This is a genomic window from Dorea longicatena (assembly GCF_024168045.1).
GTDB lineage: Bacteria > Bacillota > Clostridia > Lachnospirales > Lachnospiraceae > Dorea_A.
Genome location: NZ_CP100126.1, coordinates 719,595 through 742,554, shown reverse-complemented (window position 1 = coordinate 742,554; position 22,960 = coordinate 719,595). Strand labels below are relative to the sequence as shown.

At 41.7% G+C, this 22,960-nt stretch carries 25 protein-coding genes; 5 read left to right on the top strand and 20 right to left on the bottom strand.

Annotated elements, in window-relative coordinates; all coding sequences use genetic code 11:
• Positions 1 to 251: 251 nt before the first annotated feature.
• Positions 252 to 968, top strand: a complete 717-nt coding sequence (locus tag NKF87_RS03635) for a LytR/AlgR family response regulator transcription factor (RefSeq protein ID WP_117596877.1) — start codon at positions 252 to 254, stop codon at positions 966 to 968.
• Between the two features lie 466 nt (positions 969 to 1,434).
• The gene (locus NKF87_RS03630) at positions 1,435 to 2,289 is read left to right on the top strand and encodes an ATP-binding protein (RefSeq protein WP_253583987.1); all 855 of its coding nucleotides are present in this window, start codon (positions 1,435 to 1,437) and stop codon (positions 2,287 to 2,289) included.
• 4 nt (positions 2,290 to 2,293) lie between these two features.
• On the opposite strand, the gene NKF87_RS03625 is transcribed toward NKF87_RS03630, so the two are convergent.
• The 4 genes from NKF87_RS03625 to NKF87_RS03610 all read right to left on the bottom strand — a co-directional run bounded on the left by NKF87_RS03625 (position 2,294) and on the right by NKF87_RS03610 (position 5,944).
• A complete protein-coding gene (locus NKF87_RS03625; RefSeq protein ID WP_253583985.1) occupies positions 2,294 to 3,049 on the bottom strand; it encodes a YibE/F family protein in 756 nt (251 codons plus the stop codon).
• The gene (locus NKF87_RS03620; protein WP_081021008.1) at positions 3,043 to 4,179 is read right to left on the bottom strand and encodes a YibE/F family protein; all 1,137 of its coding nucleotides are present in this window, start codon (positions 4,177 to 4,179) and stop codon (positions 3,043 to 3,045) included. The genes NKF87_RS03625 and NKF87_RS03620 overlap by 7 nt, the downstream gene beginning before the upstream one ends.
• A 158-nt stretch (positions 4,180 to 4,337) precedes the next feature.
• Positions 4,338 to 4,988: a methylated-DNA--[protein]-cysteine S-methyltransferase gene (locus NKF87_RS03615; protein WP_055282427.1), complete on the bottom strand. Its 651-nt coding sequence runs from the start codon at positions 4,986 to 4,988 to the stop codon at positions 4,338 to 4,340.
• A 56-nt stretch (positions 4,989 to 5,044) separates the two neighbouring features.
• Positions 5,045 to 5,944 (bottom strand): LysR family transcriptional regulator, encoded by a 900-nt coding sequence (locus tag NKF87_RS03610; protein WP_253583983.1) that lies wholly within the window; start codon positions 5,942 to 5,944, stop codon positions 5,045 to 5,047.
• A 152-nt stretch (positions 5,945 to 6,096) separates the two neighbouring features.
• Between NKF87_RS03610 and NKF87_RS03605 the strand changes: the two genes are divergently transcribed.
• Positions 6,097 to 7,143, top strand: a complete 1,047-nt coding sequence (locus NKF87_RS03605) for a YeiH family protein (RefSeq protein WP_117596865.1) — start codon at positions 6,097 to 6,099, stop codon at positions 7,141 to 7,143.
• On the opposite strand, the gene NKF87_RS03600 is transcribed toward NKF87_RS03605, so the two are convergent.
• The 8 genes from NKF87_RS03600 to NKF87_RS03565 form a co-directional block, all read right to left on the bottom strand.
• Positions 7,144 to 8,163 (bottom strand): alpha-hydroxy-acid oxidizing protein, encoded by a 1,020-nt coding sequence (locus tag NKF87_RS03600; protein WP_117596862.1) that lies wholly within the window; start codon positions 8,161 to 8,163, stop codon positions 7,144 to 7,146.
• A 24-nt stretch (positions 8,164 to 8,187) separates the two neighbouring features.
• Positions 8,188 to 8,568 (bottom strand): hypothetical protein, encoded by a 381-nt coding sequence (locus NKF87_RS03595; RefSeq protein WP_118309229.1) that lies wholly within the window; start codon positions 8,566 to 8,568, stop codon positions 8,188 to 8,190.
• Between the two features lies 1 nt (position 8,569).
• A complete protein-coding gene (locus NKF87_RS03590) occupies positions 8,570 to 9,553 on the bottom strand; it encodes a Gfo/Idh/MocA family protein (RefSeq protein WP_253583982.1) in 984 nt (327 codons plus the stop codon).
• A 129-nt stretch (positions 9,554 to 9,682) separates the two neighbouring features.
• Positions 9,683 to 11,431 carry a S8 family peptidase gene (locus NKF87_RS03585; protein ID WP_195257119.1) on the bottom strand — a complete coding sequence of 583 codons (1,749 nt, stop codon included), beginning with the start codon at positions 11,429 to 11,431 and terminating at the stop codon, positions 9,683 to 9,685.
• 84 nt (positions 11,432 to 11,515) lie between these two features.
• Complete coding sequence (locus NKF87_RS03580) at positions 11,516 to 12,682, bottom strand: hypothetical protein (RefSeq protein WP_253583981.1); 1,167 nt, start codon at positions 12,680 to 12,682, stop codon at positions 11,516 to 11,518.
• Complete coding sequence (locus NKF87_RS03575; RefSeq protein WP_253583979.1) at positions 12,648 to 13,292, bottom strand: hypothetical protein; 645 nt, start codon at positions 13,290 to 13,292, stop codon at positions 12,648 to 12,650. Before NKF87_RS03575 ends, NKF87_RS03580 begins: the two co-directional genes overlap by 35 nt.
• Positions 13,293 to 13,314: 22 nt before the next feature.
• Positions 13,315 to 14,229, bottom strand: a complete 915-nt coding sequence (locus tag NKF87_RS03570; protein WP_022414970.1) for an AAA family ATPase — start codon at positions 14,227 to 14,229, stop codon at positions 13,315 to 13,317.
• A gap of 86 nt (positions 14,230 to 14,315) precedes the next feature.
• A complete protein-coding gene (locus NKF87_RS03565; RefSeq protein WP_117596853.1) occupies positions 14,316 to 15,185 on the bottom strand; it encodes a LysR family transcriptional regulator in 870 nt (289 codons plus the stop codon).
• 150 nt (positions 15,186 to 15,335) lie between these two features.
• Between NKF87_RS03565 and NKF87_RS03560 the strand changes: the two genes are divergently transcribed.
• The gene (locus NKF87_RS03560) at positions 15,336 to 16,238 is read left to right on the top strand and encodes a DMT family transporter (RefSeq protein WP_055282371.1); all 903 of its coding nucleotides are present in this window, start codon (positions 15,336 to 15,338) and stop codon (positions 16,236 to 16,238) included.
• 94 nt (positions 16,239 to 16,332) lie between these two features.
• On the opposite strand, the gene NKF87_RS03555 is transcribed toward NKF87_RS03560, so the two are convergent.
• Complete coding sequence (locus NKF87_RS03555; RefSeq protein ID WP_117596850.1) at positions 16,333 to 16,956, bottom strand: GDSL-type esterase/lipase family protein; 624 nt, start codon at positions 16,954 to 16,956, stop codon at positions 16,333 to 16,335.
• Between the two features lie 185 nt (positions 16,957 to 17,141).
• On the opposite strand from NKF87_RS03555, the gene NKF87_RS03550 reads away from it, so the two are divergent.
• Entirely contained in the window at positions 17,142 to 17,732 is a 591-nt protein-coding gene (locus NKF87_RS03550) for an HD domain-containing protein (protein ID WP_117596848.1), read from the top strand.
• Between the two features lie 131 nt (positions 17,733 to 17,863).
• Here NKF87_RS03550 and NKF87_RS03545 read toward each other — a convergent pair whose 3' ends face one another.
• The 7 genes from NKF87_RS03545 to thiS all read right to left on the bottom strand — a co-directional run bounded on the left by NKF87_RS03545 (position 17,864) and on the right by thiS (position 22,862).
• The gene (locus NKF87_RS03545) at positions 17,864 to 18,640 is read right to left on the bottom strand and encodes a sulfite exporter TauE/SafE family protein (protein WP_055181668.1); all 777 of its coding nucleotides are present in this window, start codon (positions 18,638 to 18,640) and stop codon (positions 17,864 to 17,866) included.
• Entirely contained in the window at positions 18,641 to 19,075 is a 435-nt protein-coding gene (locus NKF87_RS03540; RefSeq protein ID WP_006426432.1) for a MarR family winged helix-turn-helix transcriptional regulator, read from the bottom strand.
• A 186-nt stretch (positions 19,076 to 19,261) separates the two neighbouring features.
• On the bottom strand, positions 19,262 to 19,849 hold the full coding sequence (locus NKF87_RS03535) for a thiamine phosphate synthase (protein WP_237998311.1): 588 nt from the start codon (positions 19,847 to 19,849) through the stop codon (positions 19,262 to 19,264).
• 53 nt (positions 19,850 to 19,902) lie between these two features.
• A complete protein-coding gene (thiH, locus tag NKF87_RS03530; RefSeq protein ID WP_117596845.1) occupies positions 19,903 to 21,129 on the bottom strand; it encodes a 2-iminoacetate synthase ThiH in 1,227 nt (408 codons plus the stop codon).
• Positions 21,130 to 21,141: 12 nt separating this feature from the next.
• Entirely contained in the window at positions 21,142 to 21,930 is a 789-nt protein-coding gene (locus NKF87_RS03525) for a thiazole synthase (protein WP_044924315.1), read from the bottom strand.
• 45 nt (positions 21,931 to 21,975) lie between these two features.
• The gene (thiF, locus tag NKF87_RS03520; RefSeq protein ID WP_081019671.1) at positions 21,976 to 22,659 is read right to left on the bottom strand and encodes a sulfur carrier protein ThiS adenylyltransferase ThiF; all 684 of its coding nucleotides are present in this window, start codon (positions 22,657 to 22,659) and stop codon (positions 21,976 to 21,978) included.
• A 5-nt stretch (positions 22,660 to 22,664) separates the two neighbouring features.
• Positions 22,665 to 22,862, bottom strand: coding sequence for a sulfur carrier protein ThiS (gene thiS, locus NKF87_RS03515; RefSeq protein ID WP_006426437.1), 198 nt, complete (start codon positions 22,860 to 22,862; stop codon positions 22,665 to 22,667).
• Between the last annotated feature and the right edge of the window lie 98 nt (positions 22,863 to 22,960).

Here is a 22,960-nt window from a genome sequence, read left to right as displayed (position 1 = left end):
CCTTCCTTTCCATTTAAGCTAGTTTCATTTGTTATTCTCATTATAAGAAAGGCAGAAATCATTTCAACAATTCTGTCACGAAGCGACAGAAAATAGCACGAATTGTAACTCCGTGATATTGTTTTGTGATATACTGTTACCAGAGCGTTTTTGAAATAACTACTCCACTTGCCTGTCTGCGGCTATAGATTACACAGATGAAAAAGTCTCAGCAAGCGGAATTTTATAAATATATATAAGGAAGATCTACTATGAAAATTGCAATTGTTGATGATATTTCAGACGAACGGACACTGTTGCGAAACAGACTGGAATCTCAGTTTTCCAGACGCAATGTCCATACAGATATATTTGAATATGAAAATGGAGAAACATTCCTCACTTCAGCGAAAGAATGCCCTTTCACTGTAGTGTTTCTGGATATTTATATGAATGGAGCCAATGGAATTGATATCGCAAAAGAACTTCGCAGATCAGACACAGACTGTCTGCTGATCTTCACAACAACTTCCACTGACCATGCTTTAGAGGGATTTCAGGTCCGGGCTCTGCACTATCTTGTAAAGCCCTACAGTGAAAATGATATTTCCGCGCTGGCAGATGAAATCCTTTCCCGCATCCCGGATTCCGGAAAATACATAGATGTTAAGGTAAACGGCAGTAATATTCAGATTCCTTTCCAGGAAATAATCTACGCAGAGCATTTTTCTCACATGATTCACATCCACACTGCCGGTGAAAGGGAGCTGGTCACCCGCCAGTCCTTTGATTCCTTCATAACCTCCCTGAAAATGGACGCACGTTTCTATCAGTGTAACCGAGGTGTCGTGATCAATCTGGAGCATGCCGTTGATTTTGACGGATCAGGTTTTTGCCTTGATAACGGAAGCAATGTCCCGGTCAGCCGGAAGCTGCTCAAAAACGCCAGACAGACATTTATGGAATTTCTGTTCCAAAGGAGGTCTTGAAATGACTGACATACTTCGCCCTGTACTTGAACTTTCCGTAATCATTCCCGGCATACTGCTGTCATATCTGCCTGTAAAAAGCTATCTGCGACAGACACCGCTTAAGCTGACAGCGTGGCTTTTTCCTCTTCTCCTGGGAATCTGTATTTTCGGAGGAGCAGTTTGCTGTACCTTCCACTTTCCCACCAGATGGATCCTGTTTCCTCTGTTGCCTGTTATTATGCTTATTTATCATAAAACGTTAAAAATCTCTGTCTGGAAATCCGTCAGTATTTTTCTGGCAGTCTTTGCCGTTTTTGCATGTGTCAATAGTCTTTCCCGGGCAGTCAATGCACTTATTACTGCTGACCTGCATATTACAGAAAATGAGCTGTGGTTTCGTACCAGTGCCGGAATTTTCTATAACGTCATCTGCCTGCTGTTTGTTCTGGCAGCCTGGTATCCTGCCCGCCACTGTGTTCAGACAATGATCGCAGACGAAAACTTTGCCCAAACCTGGTATGTATTCTGGATCCTTCCGGTAATCTTCATCGGAGTGAATCTTTTTATGATTCCTAAATACCGCAGCACTTTATATACCGGGCGGGTCCTGCAGTGTTATATTGTTTTAAGTCTTGTACTGCTCATAATCCTGCTCCTGTTTTATGTCATGTTTCTCATGATGGCGGTCAGCCTGAACAGAAATGCCAGACTTCAGCAGGAGAACCATTTTCTTTCCCTTCAGCAGGAAAGATACGAGAATCTCTGTATGGCCATTGAAGAAGCAAAACAGGCGCGTCACGACATCCGTCATCATTTTGTCCAACTGTCCTCTCTGGCAGAGCAGGGTGACATGGAAAAGATTAAAAAATATCTATCCGCTACAACCGAAAAAATTTCTGACTATAACCTCCATTTCTGTGAAAATCAGGCTGTTGACAGTGTTTTCGGATATTATTCCACCCTTGCCCAAAAAGAAAATATTCCTTTTCATGCACTGGTTTCCCTGCCCACTGATCTTTCCATAGATGAGATTAATCTGTGCCTTGTATTTTCCAATCTACTGGAAAATGCCATCCAGGCAAGTGTGAAAACAGAGCCCGCCCGCAGAAAGATTAATGCGGAGGTTTATCCCCACCATAATCACCTGCTTCTGATTCATGTGGAGAATACCTTCGATGGTAAAATACAGCAAGAAAACAATATTTTCCAATCCTCCAAACGCTCCGGAAACGGCATAGGAATCGAATCTGTCCGCCACATTACCGCCAAAAACGGCGGTGCCTGTGACTTTACCTATGAAGATGGTATTTTTTCTGCCAAAATAATGCTCCGGATATAATCAGTTAATGATTATACCCGGGCAAATGCCTGCCAACCAATACCGCCGCAACCGGCATCACCACCACACAGGCAATCGCACCAAATATCATAGATACACAGTTCTGAAATAATATTTTCGAATTTAATAATGTTTCCAGTGTATAATCCTGCATCTTCAGATAAGAAAATAATAATAGTGATTCTCCAAGATACGCAAATAGCAATGTATTCACCGTTGTCCCGATTACTTCTCTTCCAATCCGCATTCCACTTTCTACAAGTTCTGTCAGTTTCATCTCCGGTTTGTGAATACTGACCTCGTAAACGGAAGTTGTAACCGTAAGTGCCATATCTAACACAGCTCCCAACGTACTGAGTATGATCACGGCTGTCGCAACATTTCTCATATTAATGTCCAGATTCATATTATAATATAATACATCATCTTCCGCAGCCTGGATTTCATTCAGTCCTCCTGTCTCACTTCTCCACACCACTATATAGATAAAGAAAAACAGGACCGTCATTGTAATCAATACTGCTGCAAATGCACTCTTCGTCTTTTCATTGGTACCATTTTGATAAAATAATGTTACACATGAAATGATGATTCCCATTCCGATCGTAACCAGAAGTACCGGTGCTCCCGCTGCCATCAGCCAGATAGCCAGGCTAAGCAGCAACATATTTCCAACCAGTGCTATCAATGATATCACACCTCTGTCCCCGCCAATAATCATGATCAAAAATAACAGAATCAATCCCAGTATCATCAACATGTCTTCTTCACCTTCCTTATCGTTAATTTCATCATCACAGATGTGATCAGTATAGATACTGGTATTGCCAGTACAATTCCAATACTCTCTATGAAGAATCTGCATAATTCACACGGAATATGTAATTTTATAATCGTCATAAACCGGACACTGTTATTCATCCTGATCACGCACATCGGAATCAAGCCACAGCCAAACACGAACAATAATACATTGATCATCGTTCCCATAATATCATATCCTATCTCTCTTCCGGATCGGAATAACTCCCGAAATGTAACTTCTGGCCGCTTCGTAACAATTTCACTCAATGCGACAGCAATTGCCACTGCAACATCCATGATTGCTCCAAGTCCTGATAGCAAAATCTCTGCATGAAAAATCTCATCCGGATTATCAATGCTCCCCAAATATTCCATAGTAGAATAATCCAATTCAGCACTATGACTGATCACCACATCAAATATTCCCATGATCATTGCCAATACACATATAGTTGACAATAATGCCGCCCATGTTTTCCTGTGAATTCCATTTAATCCGATCAATGTAGCAATTGCAAAAAAGATTACCATTTTATTACAGATTGCTACAACATCCGCATCATCACCGCTTTTTAGGAATCCTGCTGTAAATATCACAATATTGATTCCCACTGTCACAATTGTAAGCAAGCCTTTCTTTCCCGCAATCATCATCAATACCAATATTAAAAGACCAAGCAAAATAATAAGTTCCGTATCTCTTTTTACACACTGTATACTGGATCCCACATTATTTTCAGACCCGTTCAGCAATACCTTATCCCCTTTGTGATATTTCTGCTTTAACATTCCTGTATAGGTATATTCATTAGAAAAATCAACGATTTTCCCTTTATTCGTTCCATTTAATATCACCCCCCGGATCTTTTGCTTATATTTGATTTCTTGTGTTCCACGGGTACTTTTGCTTTCTCCTGCCACGCTTGTCTCTACTTTTGTCAGCTTTGCAATTGGTGTCTGATACAGCCATGCGTCATTCATGACAAATATGACTGCAATCAAATATATCAGACCAAATACTCCATATAGCTTTGCTCTTTTACTTTTCTTTACATATTCTGTTATTTTCTTTGCAATCTGTTTCATTTTTATCTTCTTTTCTTTTTTTATTTTACCTGCAGCTCCGAATCCACAAGGTGACAGTACAATGTATCGTCTCCCTGTTCCTTCGCTTCATACTATTCCACCTGGAATATAGAAAAAGTTATTTTCCCACTCTCCCTCTGGTCTATCATACATGGCGTTCAAATCTCTGGGAGCCTGCCACTGGCAGCTTTTATTCCGTATTTTTCCAGATTTACCCGGCCGTTTATCACTTCAACTCCATCCGCCCGAAGAAGTTCTGCCTGCACATCCTCTCCACCAAACGCAAATGCCCCGGCCAGTTCTCCTTTCGCATTGACCACACGGAAGCATGGAATATGTTCCGGATCCGGATTCTTATGCAGTGCATTGCCCACGGCTCTTGCCATTCTGGGGTCTCCCGCCATCTCTGCGATCTTCCCATAAGTTGCCACATGCCCTTTTGGAATACGCTTCACTGCTTCGTAAATTCTTTTTGTCGGACTGTCCGTAACCAGATCATAGCTTTCTGCGATCATTCTTTTAATCTCTTTTTCCGGAACAGTCCCATCCAGAATGATCGTATTCCAATGTTCTTTATTCAGATGATACCCGGCCGTCACTGACTCATACGTCGAGCGCCAGAAGTCTCTCCACTCCGGATTCACTTTGACATTCAGATTGATATAGCCTTCCCGTTCATAGATCCACAGAAATGTTTTTTTACTTCCTTTGATCCGCACCAGCTGCCAGTTTGGATCACGGAATGGCTTTTCTTCATATACATTGTCAAAAGACATTCCGTATGCTAATGCTTCTTCTCTTGTCATCATATGATTCCCATCCTTCCTGATTTATACTTTCTTTCATTATCGATAAGTACAACTAATCAATATATGATATTCTCTTTTTTCAGAAGTTCCTCACATATTCCAATATATTTTTCTGTATAAATACTGCCCTTTTCCCAGATAAAATCAAAAGCATGCTGCATTTTAAAATCTGAAAGTCTGATTTCTTTCAATGTTCCATTCTTAAGTTCATCCGCTACTGCAATCTTATACATAAATGAAATTCCACAATCTCTTTTTAAAAGCCCGATAATTGTATGCATATTTTCCACTTCTGTATAATGGAGAAAATCTTTTATCCCCATTCCTCTTGCAAGAAGTAACTCCTCTAAAATATTTCTTGTCCCGGATCCCGGTTCACGTACAATCAGGCGCTCCTTCACCAGTTCCTGCATTGTTTCTGGAAATTTTTCTTTGAATGTGTGCTCTCTGGCACAAACTGCTATATACTCTTCCGTACTGTAATTTTTATGTTCATAATTTTCCTTCGGATAATTGCCCTCTACAAGCGCAAGATTAATCCTTCCTTCATCAAGCAATGTCAACAGCTGCGTTGTATTTCCATAATGTATATGCAGGTTTATCTCCGGATGGCTGATCAGGAAATCTGCTATTTTATCTACAATTGCATATTCTCCAATCGTCATCGTAACTCCTATGGAAAGTGATTCCATCTTATGGGATTCATTTCTTATCTCATTCATAATTGCCAGCTGATCATTTTTCATTGTCATCAGCCGTTTTCTAAGTATCTCTCCTTCCTGAGTCAGATACAACTGTTTATTACAATAAGAAAACAATTTGACATCATATTCCTTTTCAAAGAAATGAATATGTTGCGAAACTGCCGGTTGCGTAATATGTAACCTTCTTGCTGCCTCTGTGAAATTCATTGTATCACATACCGCAAGGAATGTATCTGTTCTAAAATCCAGCATAATCTTTTTCCTTTCATTGTCAATTTGATTTTTTAATAATTTTTTATTATCATTCGATAATATTATATAATTATTTATTATTGTTATCCAGTGTTATAATCTCTAGTGGAAACCCGTATGAACCAATAAAAGAATGAGAAAGAGGAAAAAACATGAATTTTTTTAACAAAAACCTAAACGGTATACTGGTTTGTTTTGTGATTGCGATTCCATCATGGCTTCTTGGAAAGGCTTTCCCGGTTATCGGCGGACCTGTCATCGCGATCCTGGCCGGAATGCTGATTACACTAGTATGGACCAATAAAGGAAAAGCCGAATCAGGTATCAAATGGACTTCTAAGATTATTTTACAGACAGCTGTTGTACTGCTTGGATTTGGAATGAATCTTGGTGTTATTCTACAGACTGGAAAGCAATCCCTTCCGATCATCGTATGTACGATAAGTACTTCTCTGATCATTGCGTGGGTTCTCCGCAAGATCATGAATGTCCCATCGAATACTTCGATTCTCGTAGGGGTCGGCTCGTCCATCTGCGGAGGATCTGCGATCGCTGCCACTGCACCGGTCATCGATGCAGATGATACTGAAGTTGCACAGGCAATCTCTGTAATCTTCTTCTTTAATGTTATCGCTGCCGTACTTTTCCCTGTACTTGGAAGTGCACTTGGCTTTGACACTACAAGTGGAAGCTCCTTCGGATTATTTGCCGGAACCGCTATTAATGATACTTCTTCGGTCACCGCTGCCGCCTCTACCTGGGACAGTATGTGGAAGCTCGGAAGTGAAACACTGAATACAGCCGTGACCGTAAAGCTTACACGTACACTGGCAATTATTCCGATCACACTGGTATTATCCCTGATCCGTGCGAAATCTGCTGCAAAATCCGGAAATGCTGACTCAGCATCAAACAAATTCAGCTTAAAGAGAGCATTTCCTATGTTCATCTTATACTTCATCATTGCAGCTGTGATCACAACTGTATGTATGACTATGGGGGTCAGTGCAGACGTATTTGCTCCGTTAAAAGAATTGTCGAAATTCTTTATCATTATGGCTATGGCTGCGATCGGACTTAACAGCAATGTTGTGAAATTGATTAAATCCGGCGGAAAACCACTTATGCTCGGTGGATGCTGCTGGATCGGAATTACCATCGTAAGTCTCGGAATGCAGCATATCATGGGAATCTGGTAATTATTTCATCCAGACAGACGCTTTGGTGATCTCTTTGAGACTCGTTACCCCGCACATTTTCATCGTGTCTTCCAGCTCTGTTCCAATCTTATCTATATAAGACTTTACGCCTTCTTCCGCACCTCCATAAACGGCAGTCACAAATGGTCTTGCAATGATGACTGCATCTGCTCCGAGTGCCAGGGCCTTGAATACGTCTACACCACTCCGGATTCCGCCATCTACAAATATCTTCATGGAATCCCCTACTGCCCTGGCGATCTCTTCCAGCACCTCTGCTGTCGCCGGGCACTGATCCAGCACACGTCCTCCATGATTCGATACTACAATTGCAGATGCCCCGGCCTCTTTTGCCTTCAGGGCTCCTCTGACTGTCATAACACCTTTTACAATAAATGGTATTCCTGCAATCTTTGCGATCTCTCCAAGTTCCTCCACTGTCTTACTTCCTGCCGGCGGCTCCATGTTCTTAAGAAATGGAAGTCCTGCTGCATCAACATCCATTGCCACTGCAAATGCCTTTGATTCCTGAACCATCTTCATCTTTTCTGCAACGGTATCTATGTTCCATGGTTTCACGGTCGGGATTCCGATTCCGTCTGTTTTCCCGATTGCTTTTGTCGCAGCAACCATCACATTACTGTCGAGACCATCTCCTGTAAATGCGGCAATCCCGTATTTTGCACATGCTGACACAAGAATATCATTATATCTCACATCATCCAGACAGTCGCCGTAATGTAATCCCACTGCACCAACCGGTCCTGCAAAAAATGGATATAAAAACTTCTTTCCGAAGAGCTCCAGGGATGTATCCACCGGTTTGTTTTCTGCAATTGTGTCCATCTGAACACGGATTTCTTTCCATTTATCATAATTACGGATAGCTGTATCTCCGATTCCCTTTGCCCCAGGTCCAGGCATCTGATTCTTGCAGGCGCGTCCATTACACTCCGGACAGGCCTTACAATAATTTCCAATACGTGTTCTTGCATTTTCTATACATTCTGAATAATTCATATTTTTCCTCTTTTCTTTCGCTTTCTAACATCTTCCACAGTTTCTGCAAGGATTACATCTTAATTTTTTCAGTTTTAAATTCCAGTCTTGAATTTCCGGTAACTTTTCCCCGGTTATCCACTTTTTCATCCCATAATGATCTGAAACCGTAACTTTATCCCCATTCCACTCAATCTCCAGTGGATATAGTGTAATATTTTCAGGATTCATACAGTTCTGATGAAGTCTTGGTGAATACACTTCTTCTCCCCAGGATACGGCCTGATCTATTGTCAGAATCCTTATATGCGTCTCACTGATACGTAAAATCTCCGGTTCCACTACACAATGATATCTTTCAGGTATTTCATTCTTGAAAACAGAAATAATTCCTAACGGCGTCCTGATCTTTTCATTCTTTTTCATCTTAATATCCGATTTCCTCCAGAATCCTCTCAACAAGTCTCACATTTTTCAGCGAAAATTCTTCCGTAACCGCCGGAATCTCATTTTCATCGATGCATCTGCCGAATTGTTCTACCTCCAGGCGATAATTCTGTGGAACTTCTACCGTCTTTACTTCTTCCTGCCCCTCATCCGTACGAATCGTATAGCTTAATTCTCCATCACCATTGAATGCAAATTTGGTTCCGGTAATACTTCCCTTCGTTCCATCTATCTCCAGACAGTCCAGTCTCCTGTCCTGATTCGTTGCAAGCGTCATGCCACAGGTAAATGCTGCTTTCTTTCCATCTGCGAATTCCATGACTACAGAAGTCAGCTTATCGATCTTTTCTTCCGAAAAGATTGCGGAAGCCTCGACTTTTTCTGGTTCTTCATTCAGAAGTCCTAACGTCAGGCTTGTGTTATATACTCCAAGATCGTATGTACACCCTCCAAGAGTCTCCCGTCTCATCCGGATATTTTCCTTATTATAATCCGATGTGATAAATGCGGAATCTATATAACAAACTTCTCCTATCGTTCCATCTTCTATCTCTTTCTTAATTGCAGTGATATATGGACTGTGCTGATACGCAAAAGCTTCCATAAGATATACATGATTCTCTTTTGCTGTTTCAAATAATTCTTTTACCTGCTTTTCACACGGTGCAAGCGGCTTTTCACACAGTACATGTTTACCGCTTTTCATAGCTTTCGCGGCCCACTCATAATGTAAAGTATTTGGCAGCGCAATATATACCGCTTCCACTTCCGGATCATCCAACAATTCTTTATAACTTCCATAGGCTTTCTCAAATCCGAATTTTTCTTTAAATTGTTCAGCTTTGTCTATGCTTCTTCCGGCAATTGCATATAATTCGCAGTTGTATGCCTGTATCATTCCCGGAATGGTACAACTTCTGGCAATTCCGGCAGTTCCTATAACGCCCCACTTGATTTTTTTCATTGTTTTACGCCTCGCTTATGTATGATAATTTTATTTTAGCACTTTTGGAAACATTATCCTACAAAAAAAATGTACCTTTTATCCTTATTACTCGGGCACTGAAATTTACTTTTTCAAATCAGCCGTTTTTCATATTTGGGGAATACTTTGTGCTGTACATAACGCCCCATACCCCACTTCCTCATTCGGATACTCGTCAAATCCCGGTACTTTTTTCGCTCCACGTCTCAGATACGCCTTCACCTTTTCCCCATATAGATATGGATCGTTTCCTCTCACAATCCCCCATTCCATCAAAAGCGCTGCACTTCCTGTCACAAATGGCGTGGCAAAGGATGTTCCTGTAAATGCCGCATATCCTCCGCCTACTGTTGTTGTCATAACTTCCACTCCCGGTGCCACAAGATCCGGTTTCACCATATTTGTAAGTCTGGTAAATCCTCTTCCCGAAAAATCCGCATATGCAAATGTCCTTGCGTCATATGCTCCTACGGATATTGCACGGCTGGCAGAAGATGGAATTGTGAGCGTCGTAGCATCTGTTGGAAACAAGAATCCTGTTCCACGGTTCAATACATTGTCGCTTGGAAGCCACATTTCATATTGTCCTGTCACGATCTTCCCGGCACTTAGAACAATTCTCCATATTCCTTCTGTCAGATAACTTTCTACCGGAAGCAGATCTATATAGATTTCCTGGGAAATGCTGTAAGGACTTGGTTCTCCATAATAAAGCAGTATTTCTGTCTGACCAATTCGGAAGCGATGTGGTCCCAATATCTCCGGTACCGGTCCGACCCGCACTCCCGAAGGATTGATGATCGAAATCTCTATTTGATCCGTATATTCTTTCCATATCTGGATACTGATCGATGACTGTCTGCTCTGAATTGCAAGCTGGATTGTCTCTTCTCCTTCTGAAATAATTCTACCGGAAGTATGCCCGGCACTTGCCGCTTCATTTCCGGTTCCGATGCAAAATACACTCTTCCATATATTGGACACATCATCGATATACCGCTCCAGAAGTGTCGTCCCGTCATGTCCGCCGTATGTATTTCCAAAACTGATATTCACAGCTACAGGCATCCGAAGCTCCAGTGCCTTTCTTATTATATAATCGATCCCCATCATTAGCTCTGTCGTTCTTGGGAATCCTTCCTGTATGGGATTACCAAGTTTTACAACGATCAATTCACTCTGCATGGCAACTCCGGCATAACGTCCTCCACTGTTACTTCCATTTCCTGCTGCTACTCCCGCCACTGCCGTACCGTGTCCGGAAATGTCCTGGCTTCTCACAAGCCTTCTCTGTTCTGATACAGTTTGTGCATTTAATGCTTCATCTATTTGTCCTTTCGTATACTCCACACCGATGCTGTATCCAACCGGTGCTGTTTCCCCATCTGCCGGATTCAGAGACTGATCCCACAGATACCGAATCCTCGTGCTTCCGTCCGCATTTCGAAAATCTATATTCGCATAATCGATTCCCGAATCTATGATTGCAACCAATATTCCCTGTCCATACAGAGAAAGGCGTGTATCCTGTACCGCATTGATACAAGACACACGCCTTCCTTCTGCCGCCTGAAAAAACAGCCGTTTTGGTTTTTCTACATATTCAACTTCCGGAATTCCCGATAAGATGTCGATTCGGGATTCTGTAATTCGGATGACTGCATATTCATTTTGAAGTTCTGTTACTTTGGATGCTATCTTCCTGACTCGGTCTAGATTTACGGAATATTTGATGATCAGATCCCATTCCCGGTCAAGCGGATCATATCCAACATTTAAATTCAAGGATTTTTCCCGCTCATCTTCCGCGGAATTCAGTGCAAGATTTAAAAGATTTTCTAGTTTCTGACTGGTCATACATTAACTCCAGATGCTTTTGTTATTAATATATGTGCTTTGTAAGCCATAGGGGACACTGAAAAAGCCACTTTTTCACGTCCCCTATGGCGTCATCACTTCTCCCAGCACTCGCCCCACTGCCCCGGCAAAATCATTAATATTCTGAATCTGTACCAGTTCTCGGTCGAATATCTCTCTTGCTGCCTCTCTGGATTTTGCACTTCCCATGAAGATTCCTATGACCTGAATTCCTTTTTGCTTTAACCTCTGAACTTCCCTTGCTGTATCCTCTATTGCCGGCTGATCAGTATATTCCTTGTTCGTATAAAAAGCTCCCTCACCGATATTCTGGTCGTCCATAGGGTTTGCATCCGTCAGTACAAGTAAAATTCTTTTTGCTTTCTTACTTGCTTCCATCAAATATCCTGCTGCACGCAGAGCCAGTCCGTCCCGGTTATTTCCTGCCGCAACATATCCGAATAATTCATTTCCAACCTTTTCTTCTTCATAATCTTTAAAGATCCGCATCACCGTAAAGCCCCGGATACTGCAATAGGAATATATCTGTGCCGGTATTCCACACTCTTCCAGACTTTCTGCCAGGACATATGCCTGCGCCGCAATCTGTTCCTGCATCTGCTTTCTGGAAGACGATGCATCGATCAGCATATCGACTGAAAATCCCGGAATCTCCACTTCTTCTTTCCGTTCGAATACTCTTGGATTATCCAGATAAACTGCTTTCCATACTTCTCTCGGATTGATCTTCCCGTGCGTTGCCATTTCTGGAAATGTCTCGTCCTGTGTCTCCAGACAGATGCGTAATTTCTCTGTAAGTTTTCTTATACTGTTTCTGTATATTACACGATTCTTCTCATAATACTGTTTATTTCTCTCATATTGTTGGGCAGATTCTTTTTGAAATTCCAGGATTTCCTGTCGTTCTCGTTTTCTTTCTATTTCCGAAAGTTCTTTTAATTTTGTTTCGCTCTTCTGCTTTTCTTTCCATCCTGATCTTCCTCTTGTAAAGAGTACATGACAATTCTTATGTTTATCCACACATATCTCCCGCTCTATTCTTTCCTGCTCAGTCTGCGGGTACATATTCTTGCCAAAGCAGGCTTCTACATATATTCTTGCCTCCCCCGGATCATTTTTTAATGAGAACTGCACCAGATAATGCTTTGACCGCTCTATAACTCCTGTTTTTTCCTCACTGCCAACGTCTTTATCTTCATAATGCTTCGCCCGTACATATGTGGCACTCACTTTTCCAACAGAATGGAATGCTCCGGCAACTTTCTGAAGAAAGTAAACACCTTTTTTTTTTCGCAGCTTTTGACGGACGATAAGAAAAATATTTCCACAGATTCTCTCGTGTCTGTTCCAGAATCTCATCCGTTGTCATCTCTTCCGTATAGGAAAATGCATGCAGCAGTTCTTCCTCCTCTGTAGTTAGTTCGGATGGCTGTCCCAAAATTTCTCTGCAATGTGCATTCCGGATTTGTTCTATCCTTGCATATTCTTTATAATTCCTGTAACGGTTCAGATTATCCAGCGCATACTCCCTTCGCAGTTCTTCCATTACTGATCTTATTTTTCTTTCTTTTTGGTACAATGCATTCTCAAGTCCGATCCAAAGAAGACCTTCATACAGTTCCCGGTCTTTTCCTCCCAGCTGATTAAAAAAATCATCTATTTTCTCCTGATCGTACCATTTGTAAGTCAGACCGATAATCAGATTCAGATACATATCTGCCGTTCCGTTCGATGCAAATGCAAGGAAAAGTGGTTCAAGTTCATAATTTTCTGCCGCCGCCCATATAAAATTGCATGCTCTTTTTGCTTCTCTTAATTCTTGTTCTTCTATTTCCGCCATGCTATAACACACTACTTTCCTGCTACTTCACAAACAAATCTTTCTTCACCGTTTTCTTCGAGATTCTTGTACGGATCGTATCACGAATCAGGGTCTGTTCATAGGTATCAAATGTTTTATTGGTAATTCCCATATCCAGTGCCGTAAATATATCAAGTCCTTTTTCCATCAGACCGACTGCTCCTAAGAGACCACGCAGATCCAGAGCCTTGGAAGATATCTCTCCATTTTCACATTTCTTATGTAATTCCAGAAACATAAATGTCAGTTCTCCTGCTCCTTCTTCCCTGATGTCCGGGTAATGCTTTCTTATTAATTTAATCAGACTTTCCTTTGAAATCATCGGCATCTGGATTACGACAAATCTGGATACCAGTGCTTCATTCAGTTCTTTTGTACCCGCATATCCGTAATTCATCGTTGCAATGAATCTTGTCGCCGGATGTAATTCCATACGTTCGTATCCTGGAACATCAATTGTCCGCCGGAAGTCCAGTGTCGCATGAAGTACTGCCATTGCTTCACTTTTTGCCATGTTGATCTCATCTAATATGGCAAATCCACCGGCTTTTGCCGCTGTATACACCGGCCCCGGTCTGAAAGATACCTCTCCCCCACGGAATGTATCCATACCAATCAATGAAGCTGCATCCATATTCACATGAAACGACACATCCCACCGTGGTCTTGCAAATACTCCCGCCAGATTCTCTGCAAACAGACTCTTTCCCGTTGCTTTCGGACCTGCCAACAGAATATTCTCTCCACACAAAATTGCGGTAATTGCCTGCTCCCAGACTTCTTTTCCATAGTAAAATTGTTCCAGTTTCGGAATTCTTGAACCATATTCTTGTTCTACCGGGTATGTTTCCCTATATTCTGTTATCTCACGGATCAGCTCATCTCTGATTCCAAGTTCTCTTAATTTTTCCAGCAATTTCTAAGGCTCCCTTTCTGAAATGTTGTTATTTATAGATATACACTATCCACTTCTCCATATTTTATTACTTAAAAATACACGAATCAAGGATTTTCCCTTTTTCTTACAAACTGCAGGAATTTCTTCACCGCTACTGAAGCATTCTTCTCATTCTTTACCGCGATCACAATCTCCCGGTGCAGCTCCGGTTTCAGACTTCTTGTTACGATATGATAATCGCATCTTTTCATCACCAGTTCCGACAGTATCCCGATTCCCAGCTCGTTTTCCACCATAGACATCACTGCATAATCGTCCCCGGAATAATAAGAAATGTGCGGTGCGATCTTATTCTTCCTGAAATGCTCTTCAATCTCCTGATTGCCGCCCTCCTGAAGTAATATAACCGACTCGTCTTCAAATGCTTTTAATGGAATCTCTGTTTTTTCTGTCATTGGATGCTTTTCTGGAAGAACGGCCAGCATTTCATCCGTCATAATGTCAATGGTATCATAGTCCGTCCGCACCGGCCGGATCAGGAATCCGAAATCTACCAGCCCCTCAGCAATCCACTGCTCGATTTTGGAATAATCTCCCGTATGCAGTTCAAAATCAATTCCCGGATATAATTTTCGGAATTCTTTCATCACCCCCGGCAGATAGTGACACGCAATACTGCTGAATACCCCGATCCGGATCAGTCCCCGGTCCATTCCTGTGATTTCTCCGGCTTTTTCCCACATTCTTTCTTCTGCCATTGCCAGTTCCCATATATAGGGGATGAGCTGTTCTCCGTCTGAAGTCAGACACACTCCTGCGTGACTTCGTTTTAATAATGTCATCTGAAGTTCCGTTTCCAGAGACTTCACAATCTGTGTGACTGCTGACTGAGAGTATTTATAAAAATCTGCTGTTTTTGAAAAGCTCTCTAATTCCACTACTTTTAAGAAAATTGTATATTTTGAATATCTCATGATTCTACATTCTCCTTATGTCTTTTTTGATTATTTTTCAAAATATTTTGTTTTCTTATTCTCATCATGATAAATATGAATTTTACTTATATTCTATTCTACTATATAATAAAAAACAAGAAAACTATTACATAGGAGGAATCGCCGATTATGTCGACAAAAAAAGCCAATCTGATTCTTACAACCTGCTCTATGGCATGGGGAACTTCTTATATATTTATGAAACTTGGAATTGAGGGACTTTCCCCTCTGATGCTGATGGCTCTGCGTACAGGAATCGCATTTCTGATTCTGGTACTTATATTTTTCAAAAGGTTACTGAAAGTTAATAAAAGACTTTTACTCTACAGTGCCATCACCGGCTTTCTGCTTTTTACAAACCTTACGCCAATCCTTTACGGATTAAATACAATCACTGCTTCTCAGAGTGGATTCATCCTCAGCACCACCGTTGTGCTTGTTCCGGTCATTCATGCAGTTATTTCCCGGAGACTTCCGGAGCATCATGTCAGGCTTGGAATCATTATCGTATTAATCGGAATGGTACTGATCAACGGCGGTGATATATTTGCTGTCAAGCCCGGAACGCTGCTTTGTATGCTTTCGGCTTTCAGTTATTCAATCAATATTGTATTAAACAGCTATTTTACCAGACAGGTAGATCCACTTGCACTCGGAGTCTACCAGCAGGGCTTTACCTGTCTTTATTCCATAATCGGTCTGCTGGTGTTCGGATCCCCGATATTTCCGAGCACCGCGTTGGACTGGATCTCCGTTCTTGGACTTGCTCTTTTGTCCTCAGCTTACGGATTCGTTGTACAAACTGTTGTGCAGCAATATACAACACCGGAGAATACCGGATTCCTGTTCTCCCTGGAACCGATCTTTGCAGCGATTTTTTCCTTCATCTTCCTGCATGAGAAGCTCACGGAGATGGGATATCTCGGAGCCATTTTCATTCTTGCAGGAGTGTTTACCGCTATCGATGCCAAAAGTACGGTAATGGAATTGATCACCGGAAAATCCGTTGCAGAAGTTACATCCAAAAGATAGCAGAAAATCCGTTGTCTTATCCTGATATGTTCCCTTTACCGGAACTCCAGTAAAACAGGACATACCATTGACTGACAACGGATTTTTATCTTTTCTATAAAATCTCTGCTTCTAATTTTCTATAAATCGCATCTGCAAGAATTTTATGACTCTGTCCATCCATATGCTCCTGATCTGCTTCCGACGGACTCGCATAATCTGCTGCCCGCATGAATCGTTTGCCATACTTTCCGGCCACTTTTTCATATACCGGTTCTAATTTCTTTGATACTTCTACAGATTCTAGCGAAAATTCCTGATCATATCCGTCCTGCCATACCTTTTCTCCCAGATAGATCGGAGATATCACAAGAACCTTCATCTTATCTGTATACTGATTGATCTGCTCCAGTAACCTGGCAATTCCTTTTCCGATGATTTCTGCTGACGCTCCGAATATGGTTTTGCAGTCATTCGTTCCAAGCATCAACACGACTGCATCCGGCGTGTGCGTCTCCAATAATGTCGGAAGCAATTCTGTTCCCCGTCTTCCCAGGCGAAGCGGATCTTCAAATATGGTCGTTCTTCCACACAGACCTTCCTCAACAATTCTAATATCTCGGTCCGCCAGTTTTTCCTGTAAGATTCCGGTCCATCGTTCTTCCCACGGAAAACGCTTTCCGGTCTCTCCATCTAATCCCCACGTATTCGAATCCCCAAAGCATAATATCTGTTTCATTACTTCCTGCACCTGCCTTCTGAGCTTTTCTCTCTTTTATCTTTCAATAATTGAAGTTTAACACTGTTTTCCTATTAAGTCAATATGTTTTATATGTTTACTGTGTTTTTGCTTTTCATTATGCTTTCTTTTATGTTATACTATCTTATAGTTTGTTCGTACTGAACGCACAAGGAGGAATTATCATGGACGAAAGATTAAAACAACAACTTGATTTCATTCTCGAAATTGATAAAGAAAAGAATATATTAAGACAAACCCACCTTTCCGGACACGGAAGACGTGAAAACGATGCGGAACATGCCTGGCATATGGCAATTATGGCATACCTGTTAAAAGATTATGCCAATGAACCCGTCGATATCGCAAAAGTTATGATCATGTGCCTGATCCATGACATTGTGGAAATTGACGCCGGAGATACTTATGCCTACGATACAGAAGGATTAAAGACGCAGAAAGCACGTGAAGATGCTGCCAAAGAACGGATTTTCTCACTGTTACCAGAAGATCAGAAAAAAGAACTGACTGCACTCTTTGATGAATTCGAAAATTACCAGACACCAGAATCCAAATTTGCACATTCCCTGGATAACCTGCAGCCATTGCTTCTCAATAACAGTAACGGCGGTGGCGACTGGCGTGAGCATCAGGTTACTTCCGAACAGGTATACGGAAGACAACAGAAAACGCAGCTGGGATCTGAGACTTTATATAAAGTAACAGACCAGATACTCAAAGAAAATATAGAAAAGGGAAATATTAAAGAATCATGAGCAATGTTTTTCTTTCTACAGGACCTGCCACCGGCAGTCCCTGTAGAATGCATAATAAACAAAACATCATATTATTTTTCTATTAATACCTTTTATTCTCTCCTATAATATTAATTTCTTCCTGCTCTCTATTAATTTAAAATAGAAAACGCCATAACCACAATCCCAAGAACCACTAATATCACACCCGTCGCCCGGTTCAATGTCTTCGGTGTTGCCTTATTCGCAAATACTGCCGCAATCCTTGCCCACAACAGTGTGAACACAATACATAAGATCCACACCGCTATATTCGGCATTCCCCCGATTGCAAAATGCGAAACTGCACCGGTAAAGGCAGTAAATGTCATGATGAACACACTCGTTCCTACCGCCGTCTTAAGCTCATAGCCCAGGACAGAGGTCAGGATCAAAAGCATCATCATACCGCCTCCGGCACCGATAAATCCACAGATAAATCCGATCATGACACCACAGATTAACGACTGTACTGCACGTTTCTTCGGCGATACTTTTTCCATAGCTTCTTTTGTTGTCATGACAGGTTTTACGATGAACTTAATGCCGAGCAAGAATGTCATAAATACCGAGAAATTTCCCATCGTTGTAGATGGTACCAGACTGGACACATAACTTCCCACAACGGTAAAGGCAAGTACGCTGACCATCATGATCAGACCATTCTTCACATCCAGATTCTTATTCTTTCCATATGTATAGGCAGATACTGCGCTTGCAAGTACATCTGATGAAAGTGCAATTCCGACTGCCATATATGGATCCATTCCAAGAAATGTGATCAGCATCGGACTGATCACTGCCGCCGCACTCATTCCTGCAAATCCGGTTCCGAGTCCGGCTCCCATCCCCGCGAAAAATGTTACGATAATCATTAATATTGTATTCATCTAGTTCTTTTCCTCCAACATCTTCTCTATATTCGCTTCCATATGCGCCATTCCTTTTTGAAGTGCTTTTCTTGTATCTTCATCCATTCCTTCAAATAGTTTTTCAACGAACGACTGCTGAAGTTTCTGTCCTTCTTGGATAATCTCTTTTGACTTTTCTGTACAGATCAGATTGACTTTTCTTCGGTCACCTTCTACACTTTTCCGCTCCAGATAGCCTTCATTCACAAGTTTATCCACATTTACCGATACAAGATTGGCTTTAATTTTTCGTATTTCTACGATGTCTCTGGCAGTTTTGTATTCTGGGTTGTTCGCCAGGAAAAGTAAGATGTCAAATGCGGTCTGTGGAATATTCAGTTCATGACATAACGGTTTGCAGGTCTCACTGTATGCCTTTGACAGCTTTTCTGCAAATTCGATTCCTGTGTTCATATATGTAGCTCTCCTTTTTATTTCAATTTTGAACTATTCATTTTTGTATTAATATAACACTTAGAAATAATTTTGTAAAGTACTATCTGATATGCACTTATATGCCAGTGCAAAGCAAAAGCCTTCCGAGTACCGACTCAGAAGGCTTTCCTGCTCTTTTAAAAATGAGCTGTTTTATTTCGATTACTATATTTCCATCATTCCGGACATAACACATCCACCAACTGCTCCACATTTTTTCATATCATTCCACTGTTCTTCATCGAACTTTATTCCGCCTATTCCATACACCGGAATGCTGACTTCCCGGCAAACTTCTTTTAAGAATCCCAATCCTCTTGGCGGTAATCCCCTCTTACAATCTGTCGCATAGATATGCCCTGCCGTAAGATAGGAAGCTCCCAATTGCTCTGCTTCTTTCGCTTCTTCTACAGAATGTATAGAAATTCCAATCTTTGTAAATTTTTTCTTTTCTTCATCAGTTATTTTTTGCAAAATTGGAAGTGGCAGATGTACAGATGTACATCCCAGTTCTAGTGCAGTCTTCCAGAAATTATGAAGAATACAAGACACCTGATAACGGCTGCAAATATTCATTACTTCTTTTGCCAATGTCCCATATTCCTCTTCTGTCAGATCTTTTTCTCTTAAGATCACAGCTTCCGGATGTATCTTGCAGACTCTTTCTATCTGCTCTAAAAACGGGCGGTTGCATAATTTCCGATTGCTGACTGCAATGATTTTAAAGTTCTGATTGTTTACAGATTTTATCACTGACAACTCCTTTCAGCTGTATTCGGCATGTTTTTAACACAAGATGCTCCCTGTTACACATAGATATAATCACTCATCACCGGTTGAAGATTGTGTTTCAGAAGTGCCTGATAGACCTCATCCACCGAACGTCCATCCGAGATTTCAAACTGATCGTCACCCTTGTCTTCGATATCTTCTACATGACTTCCGATACCGGTACTTACACCAGCAGATATCTTCGTTGCTGCAATACTTACCAGATTATCGCGGACTCTTTCACACTCTCGTGTCGAAACCGTGATGCTTGCAAATGGCATAAACAGGCGGTATGCACACACTACCTGCAGAAGCTGCGGCTCATGCACATCCATCGGATTGATCCGGTCATTATTGATGATCGGACGAAGTCTCGGACAGGAAAATGCGATCTCTGCATGTGGATATTTTCTCTGTAATAAGTAAGCATGATATCCGGTCGCAAATGCATCTTTTCTGAAATCATCCAACCCCAGAAGTGCACCGAATCCGACTCCGCGCATGCCGCCTTTCAATGCTCTTTCCTGTGCATTGACACGATATGGATAGATTCTCTTATGTCCCGCAAGATGAAGTGTCTCATATTTATCCGAATTGTATGTCTCCTGGAATACCGTTACATAATCTGCCCCACATTCATGCAGATATGCGTATTCGTCTGAATTTACCGGATAAACCTCCAGACCAATAACTTTAAAATATTTTCTGGCGATCTTACATGCTTCACCGATGTATTCTACTGTAGATTTGTTACGGCTTTCTCCTGTCAGAATCAGGATTTCCTGCAGACCTGTCTCAGCGATCGCCGCCATCTCTTTTTCGATCTCTTCCGCATTTAACTGTGCACGGTTGATTTTGTTATGGCAATTAAAACCACAGTAAATGCAATAGTTCTCGCAATAATTTGCGATATAGATTGGTGTGAACATATAGACACTGTTACCAAAATGTTTTCTCGTCTCGATCTGCGCTGCCTGCGCTATTTCCTCCAGAAATGGCAGTGCTGCCGGTGACAATAACGCCTGAAAATCTTCCGGTGTGCGCTCTGCATGTGCCAGTGCACGTTTTACATCTTCTGCTGTATATGTATTATAATCATAAGCCTCCATGGCTGCCACGACCTGGTCGAGTATTTCTGATCCGATATCCTCCATGCCTGGAAGATAGGTCATGTGATCGATCCGGTTCTTCTTCTGGTCTTCCAGAATCGCCTCACTTAGAATGCTTTCATTAATATGTGTATCTTCATGATTTGTTCCCATTTGTCGTGCCTCCTAATCCTGCAGAAATCCGGTCAGCGGTGAAGATGCACTTGCACCACGCTCAATCGTTCTTCCAAGTCCGGAAAGGTACGCACTTCTGCCCGCTTCGATTGCTTTCTTAAATGCTTCTGCCATCGCCGGTACATCTCCCGCAGTCGCAATTGCTGTATTTGCCATAACTGCGGCTGCTCCCATCTCCATTGCCTCGCATGCCTGGGACGGACGTCCGATTCCGGCATCTACGATGATTGGCAGATCGATCTCATCGATCAGGATCTGAATAAAGTCTTTTGTGCTAAGCCCTTTATTTGATCCGATCGGTGCGCCAAGCGGCATGATACATGCTGCACCGGCATTTGCAAGATCTCTTGCAGCATTCAGATCTGGATACATGTACGGCATAACCACGAATCCTTCTTTTGCAAGAATTTCTGTAGCTTTGATCGTCTCATAATTATCCGGAAGGAGATATTTCGAATCTCTTACCACTTCCACTTTGACGAAATTTCCACATCCGACTTCTCTGGAAAGTCTGGCAATACGTACTGCTTCTTCTGCATTTCTGGCTCCTGATGTATTCGGAAGAAGTGTCACATCTTCCGGAATATAATCCAGAATATTTGCCAGACCGCCTTCATTTGCACGACGGAGTGCCAGTGTGATAATCTGTGCCCCTGCTTTTTCCACACATGCTTTCACCAAATCCAGTGAAAATTTTCCTGAACCAAGTATAAAACGGGACGTAAATTCTTTTCCTCCAAGGGTAAATGTATCCGCTTTCTTTATTTCTGTGTTGTCCATAATCCAATCCTTCTTTCTTATTATTTGTCTTTTCTATAATGTTTTTTACACATCTTCTTCCCCAAGAATCAGACGTGTGATCATATTTGCTTCATGCGCTGCACAGATTGCCACTCTCGGTGCCATCAGACCATTTCCATACGTTGGTGCCGTCTCGCGGTCTCCGCACAGGTAAAAGTTCTTCATTAACTTCTGTGTGCGAATCGTATTACTGCTTCCGTATCCTGCCATACCGGTTGCCGATACCAGTTTCTTTTCCGGAAAATGTTCCAGTATTCCATTTACCAGCATTGCTTTCGCTTCTGGATTATCGAATGCTTCACACACAATCAGGTCGTCACAAAATAATTTCGTAAGATTTTCTTCTGTGACTTTTACGCAATCTGTATCGATATCCAGATATGGATTGATCTTTAACAATAATGATTTCAGCGCATCTGTCTTATACATCCCGATATGCTCCATAAAATACTGCTGCCGGTTCAGATTCGTGATATCCACCACATCAAAATCAATCAGATGCAGATGGCCGACTCCGATTCTTGCAAGTGCATATGCCACGTTTGACCCCAATCCGCCAAGCCCGGCAATCGCAACCCTCCCCGCTGACAGAAGTTTCTGTTTCTCCGGAGAATGTCTCTCATTTAGTGCTGCCACAATCGCTTCTTTACTAAGTACTTTTTCTTTCTCTGTATTCTCCGTCATATTTTCTAATCCGGTTTCTTCCATGAATGTTAGCCTCCTCCCACGAATGTCACAACTTCCAGACGGTCGCCGTCTTTTAACATGGTATCGGAATAGCTGTATTTCGGAAGAATATCTCCATTTAACTCTACAGCGATTCTTTTTACCTGATACTGATTCTGTTCCAGATATTCTGCAACAGTCGTATCCTCTGTCAGATTGATTTCTTTTCCATTTACGATAATCATGCGTTCTCCTTTCCCGGATCATACTTTCAAAAGTACTTGTCAGATAAAAAAGAGTTCACGAAGTAAATACACCCGTGGTGGTGCACCCCTTCGTGAAC

Coding starts and splice junctions, on each gene's coding strand:
- NKF87_RS03600 (WP_117596862.1), bottom strand. CDS start 8,163: ATGAATTATTCAGAATGTATAGAAAATGCAAGAACACGTATTGGAAAT.
- thiF (WP_081019671.1), bottom strand. CDS start 22,659: ATGGAAGAAACCGGATTAGAAAATATGACGGAGAATACAGAGAAAGAA.
- NKF87_RS03620 (WP_081021008.1), bottom strand. CDS start 4,179: ATGAAACAGATTGCAAAGAAAATAACAGAATATGTAAAGAAAAGTAAA.
- thiS (WP_006426437.1), bottom strand. CDS start 22,862: ATGATTATCGTAAATGGAAAAGAAATCAATCTGACAGAGGATACGACT.
- NKF87_RS03560 (WP_055282371.1), top strand. CDS start 15,336: ATGTCGACAAAAAAAGCCAATCTGATTCTTACAACCTGCTCTATGGCA.
- NKF87_RS03590 (WP_253583982.1), bottom strand. CDS start 9,553: ATGAAAAAAATCAAGTGGGGCGTTATAGGAACTGCCGGAATTGCCAGA.
- NKF87_RS03565 (WP_117596853.1), bottom strand. CDS start 15,185: ATGAGATATTCAAAATATACAATTTTCTTAAAAGTAGTGGAATTAGAG.
- NKF87_RS03545 (WP_055181668.1), bottom strand. CDS start 18,640: ATGAATACAATATTAATGATTATCGTAACATTTTTCGCGGGGATGGGA.
- thiH (WP_117596845.1), bottom strand. CDS start 21,129: ATGGGAACAAATCATGAAGATACACATATTAATGAAAGCATTCTAAGT.
- NKF87_RS03605 (WP_117596865.1), top strand. CDS start 6,097: ATGAATTTTTTTAACAAAAACCTAAACGGTATACTGGTTTGTTTTGTG.
- NKF87_RS03525 (WP_044924315.1), bottom strand. CDS start 21,930: ATGGACAACACAGAAATAAAGAAAGCGGATACATTTACCCTTGGAGGA.
- NKF87_RS03555 (WP_117596850.1), bottom strand. CDS start 16,956: ATGAAACAGATATTATGCTTTGGGGATTCGAATACGTGGGGATTAGAT.
- NKF87_RS03540 (WP_006426432.1), bottom strand. CDS start 19,075: ATGAACACAGGAATCGAATTTGCAGAAAAGCTGTCAAAGGCATACAGT.
- NKF87_RS03610 (WP_253583983.1), bottom strand. CDS start 5,944: ATGCTGGATTTTAGAACAGATACATTCCTTGCGGTATGTGATACAATG.
- NKF87_RS03575 (WP_253583979.1), bottom strand. CDS start 13,292: ATGGCGGAAATAGAAGAACAAGAATTAAGAGAAGCAAAAAGAGCATGC.
- NKF87_RS03630 (WP_253583987.1), top strand. CDS start 1,435: ATGATCGCAGACGAAAACTTTGCCCAAACCTGGTATGTATTCTGGATC.
- NKF87_RS03595 (WP_118309229.1), bottom strand. CDS start 8,568: ATGAAAAAGAATGAAAAGATCAGGACGCCGTTAGGAATTATTTCTGTT.
- NKF87_RS03635 (WP_117596877.1), top strand. CDS start 252: ATGAAAATTGCAATTGTTGATGATATTTCAGACGAACGGACACTGTTG.
- NKF87_RS03615 (WP_055282427.1), bottom strand. CDS start 4,988: ATGATGACAAGAGAAGAAGCATTAGCATACGGAATGTCTTTTGACAAT.
- NKF87_RS03550 (WP_117596848.1), top strand. CDS start 17,142: ATGGACGAAAGATTAAAACAACAACTTGATTTCATTCTCGAAATTGAT.
- NKF87_RS03625 (WP_253583985.1), bottom strand. CDS start 3,049: ATGTTGATGATACTGGGATTGATTCTGTTATTTTTGATCATGATTATT.
- NKF87_RS03585 (WP_195257119.1), bottom strand. CDS start 11,431: ATGACCAGTCAGAAACTAGAAAATCTTTTAAATCTTGCACTGAATTCC.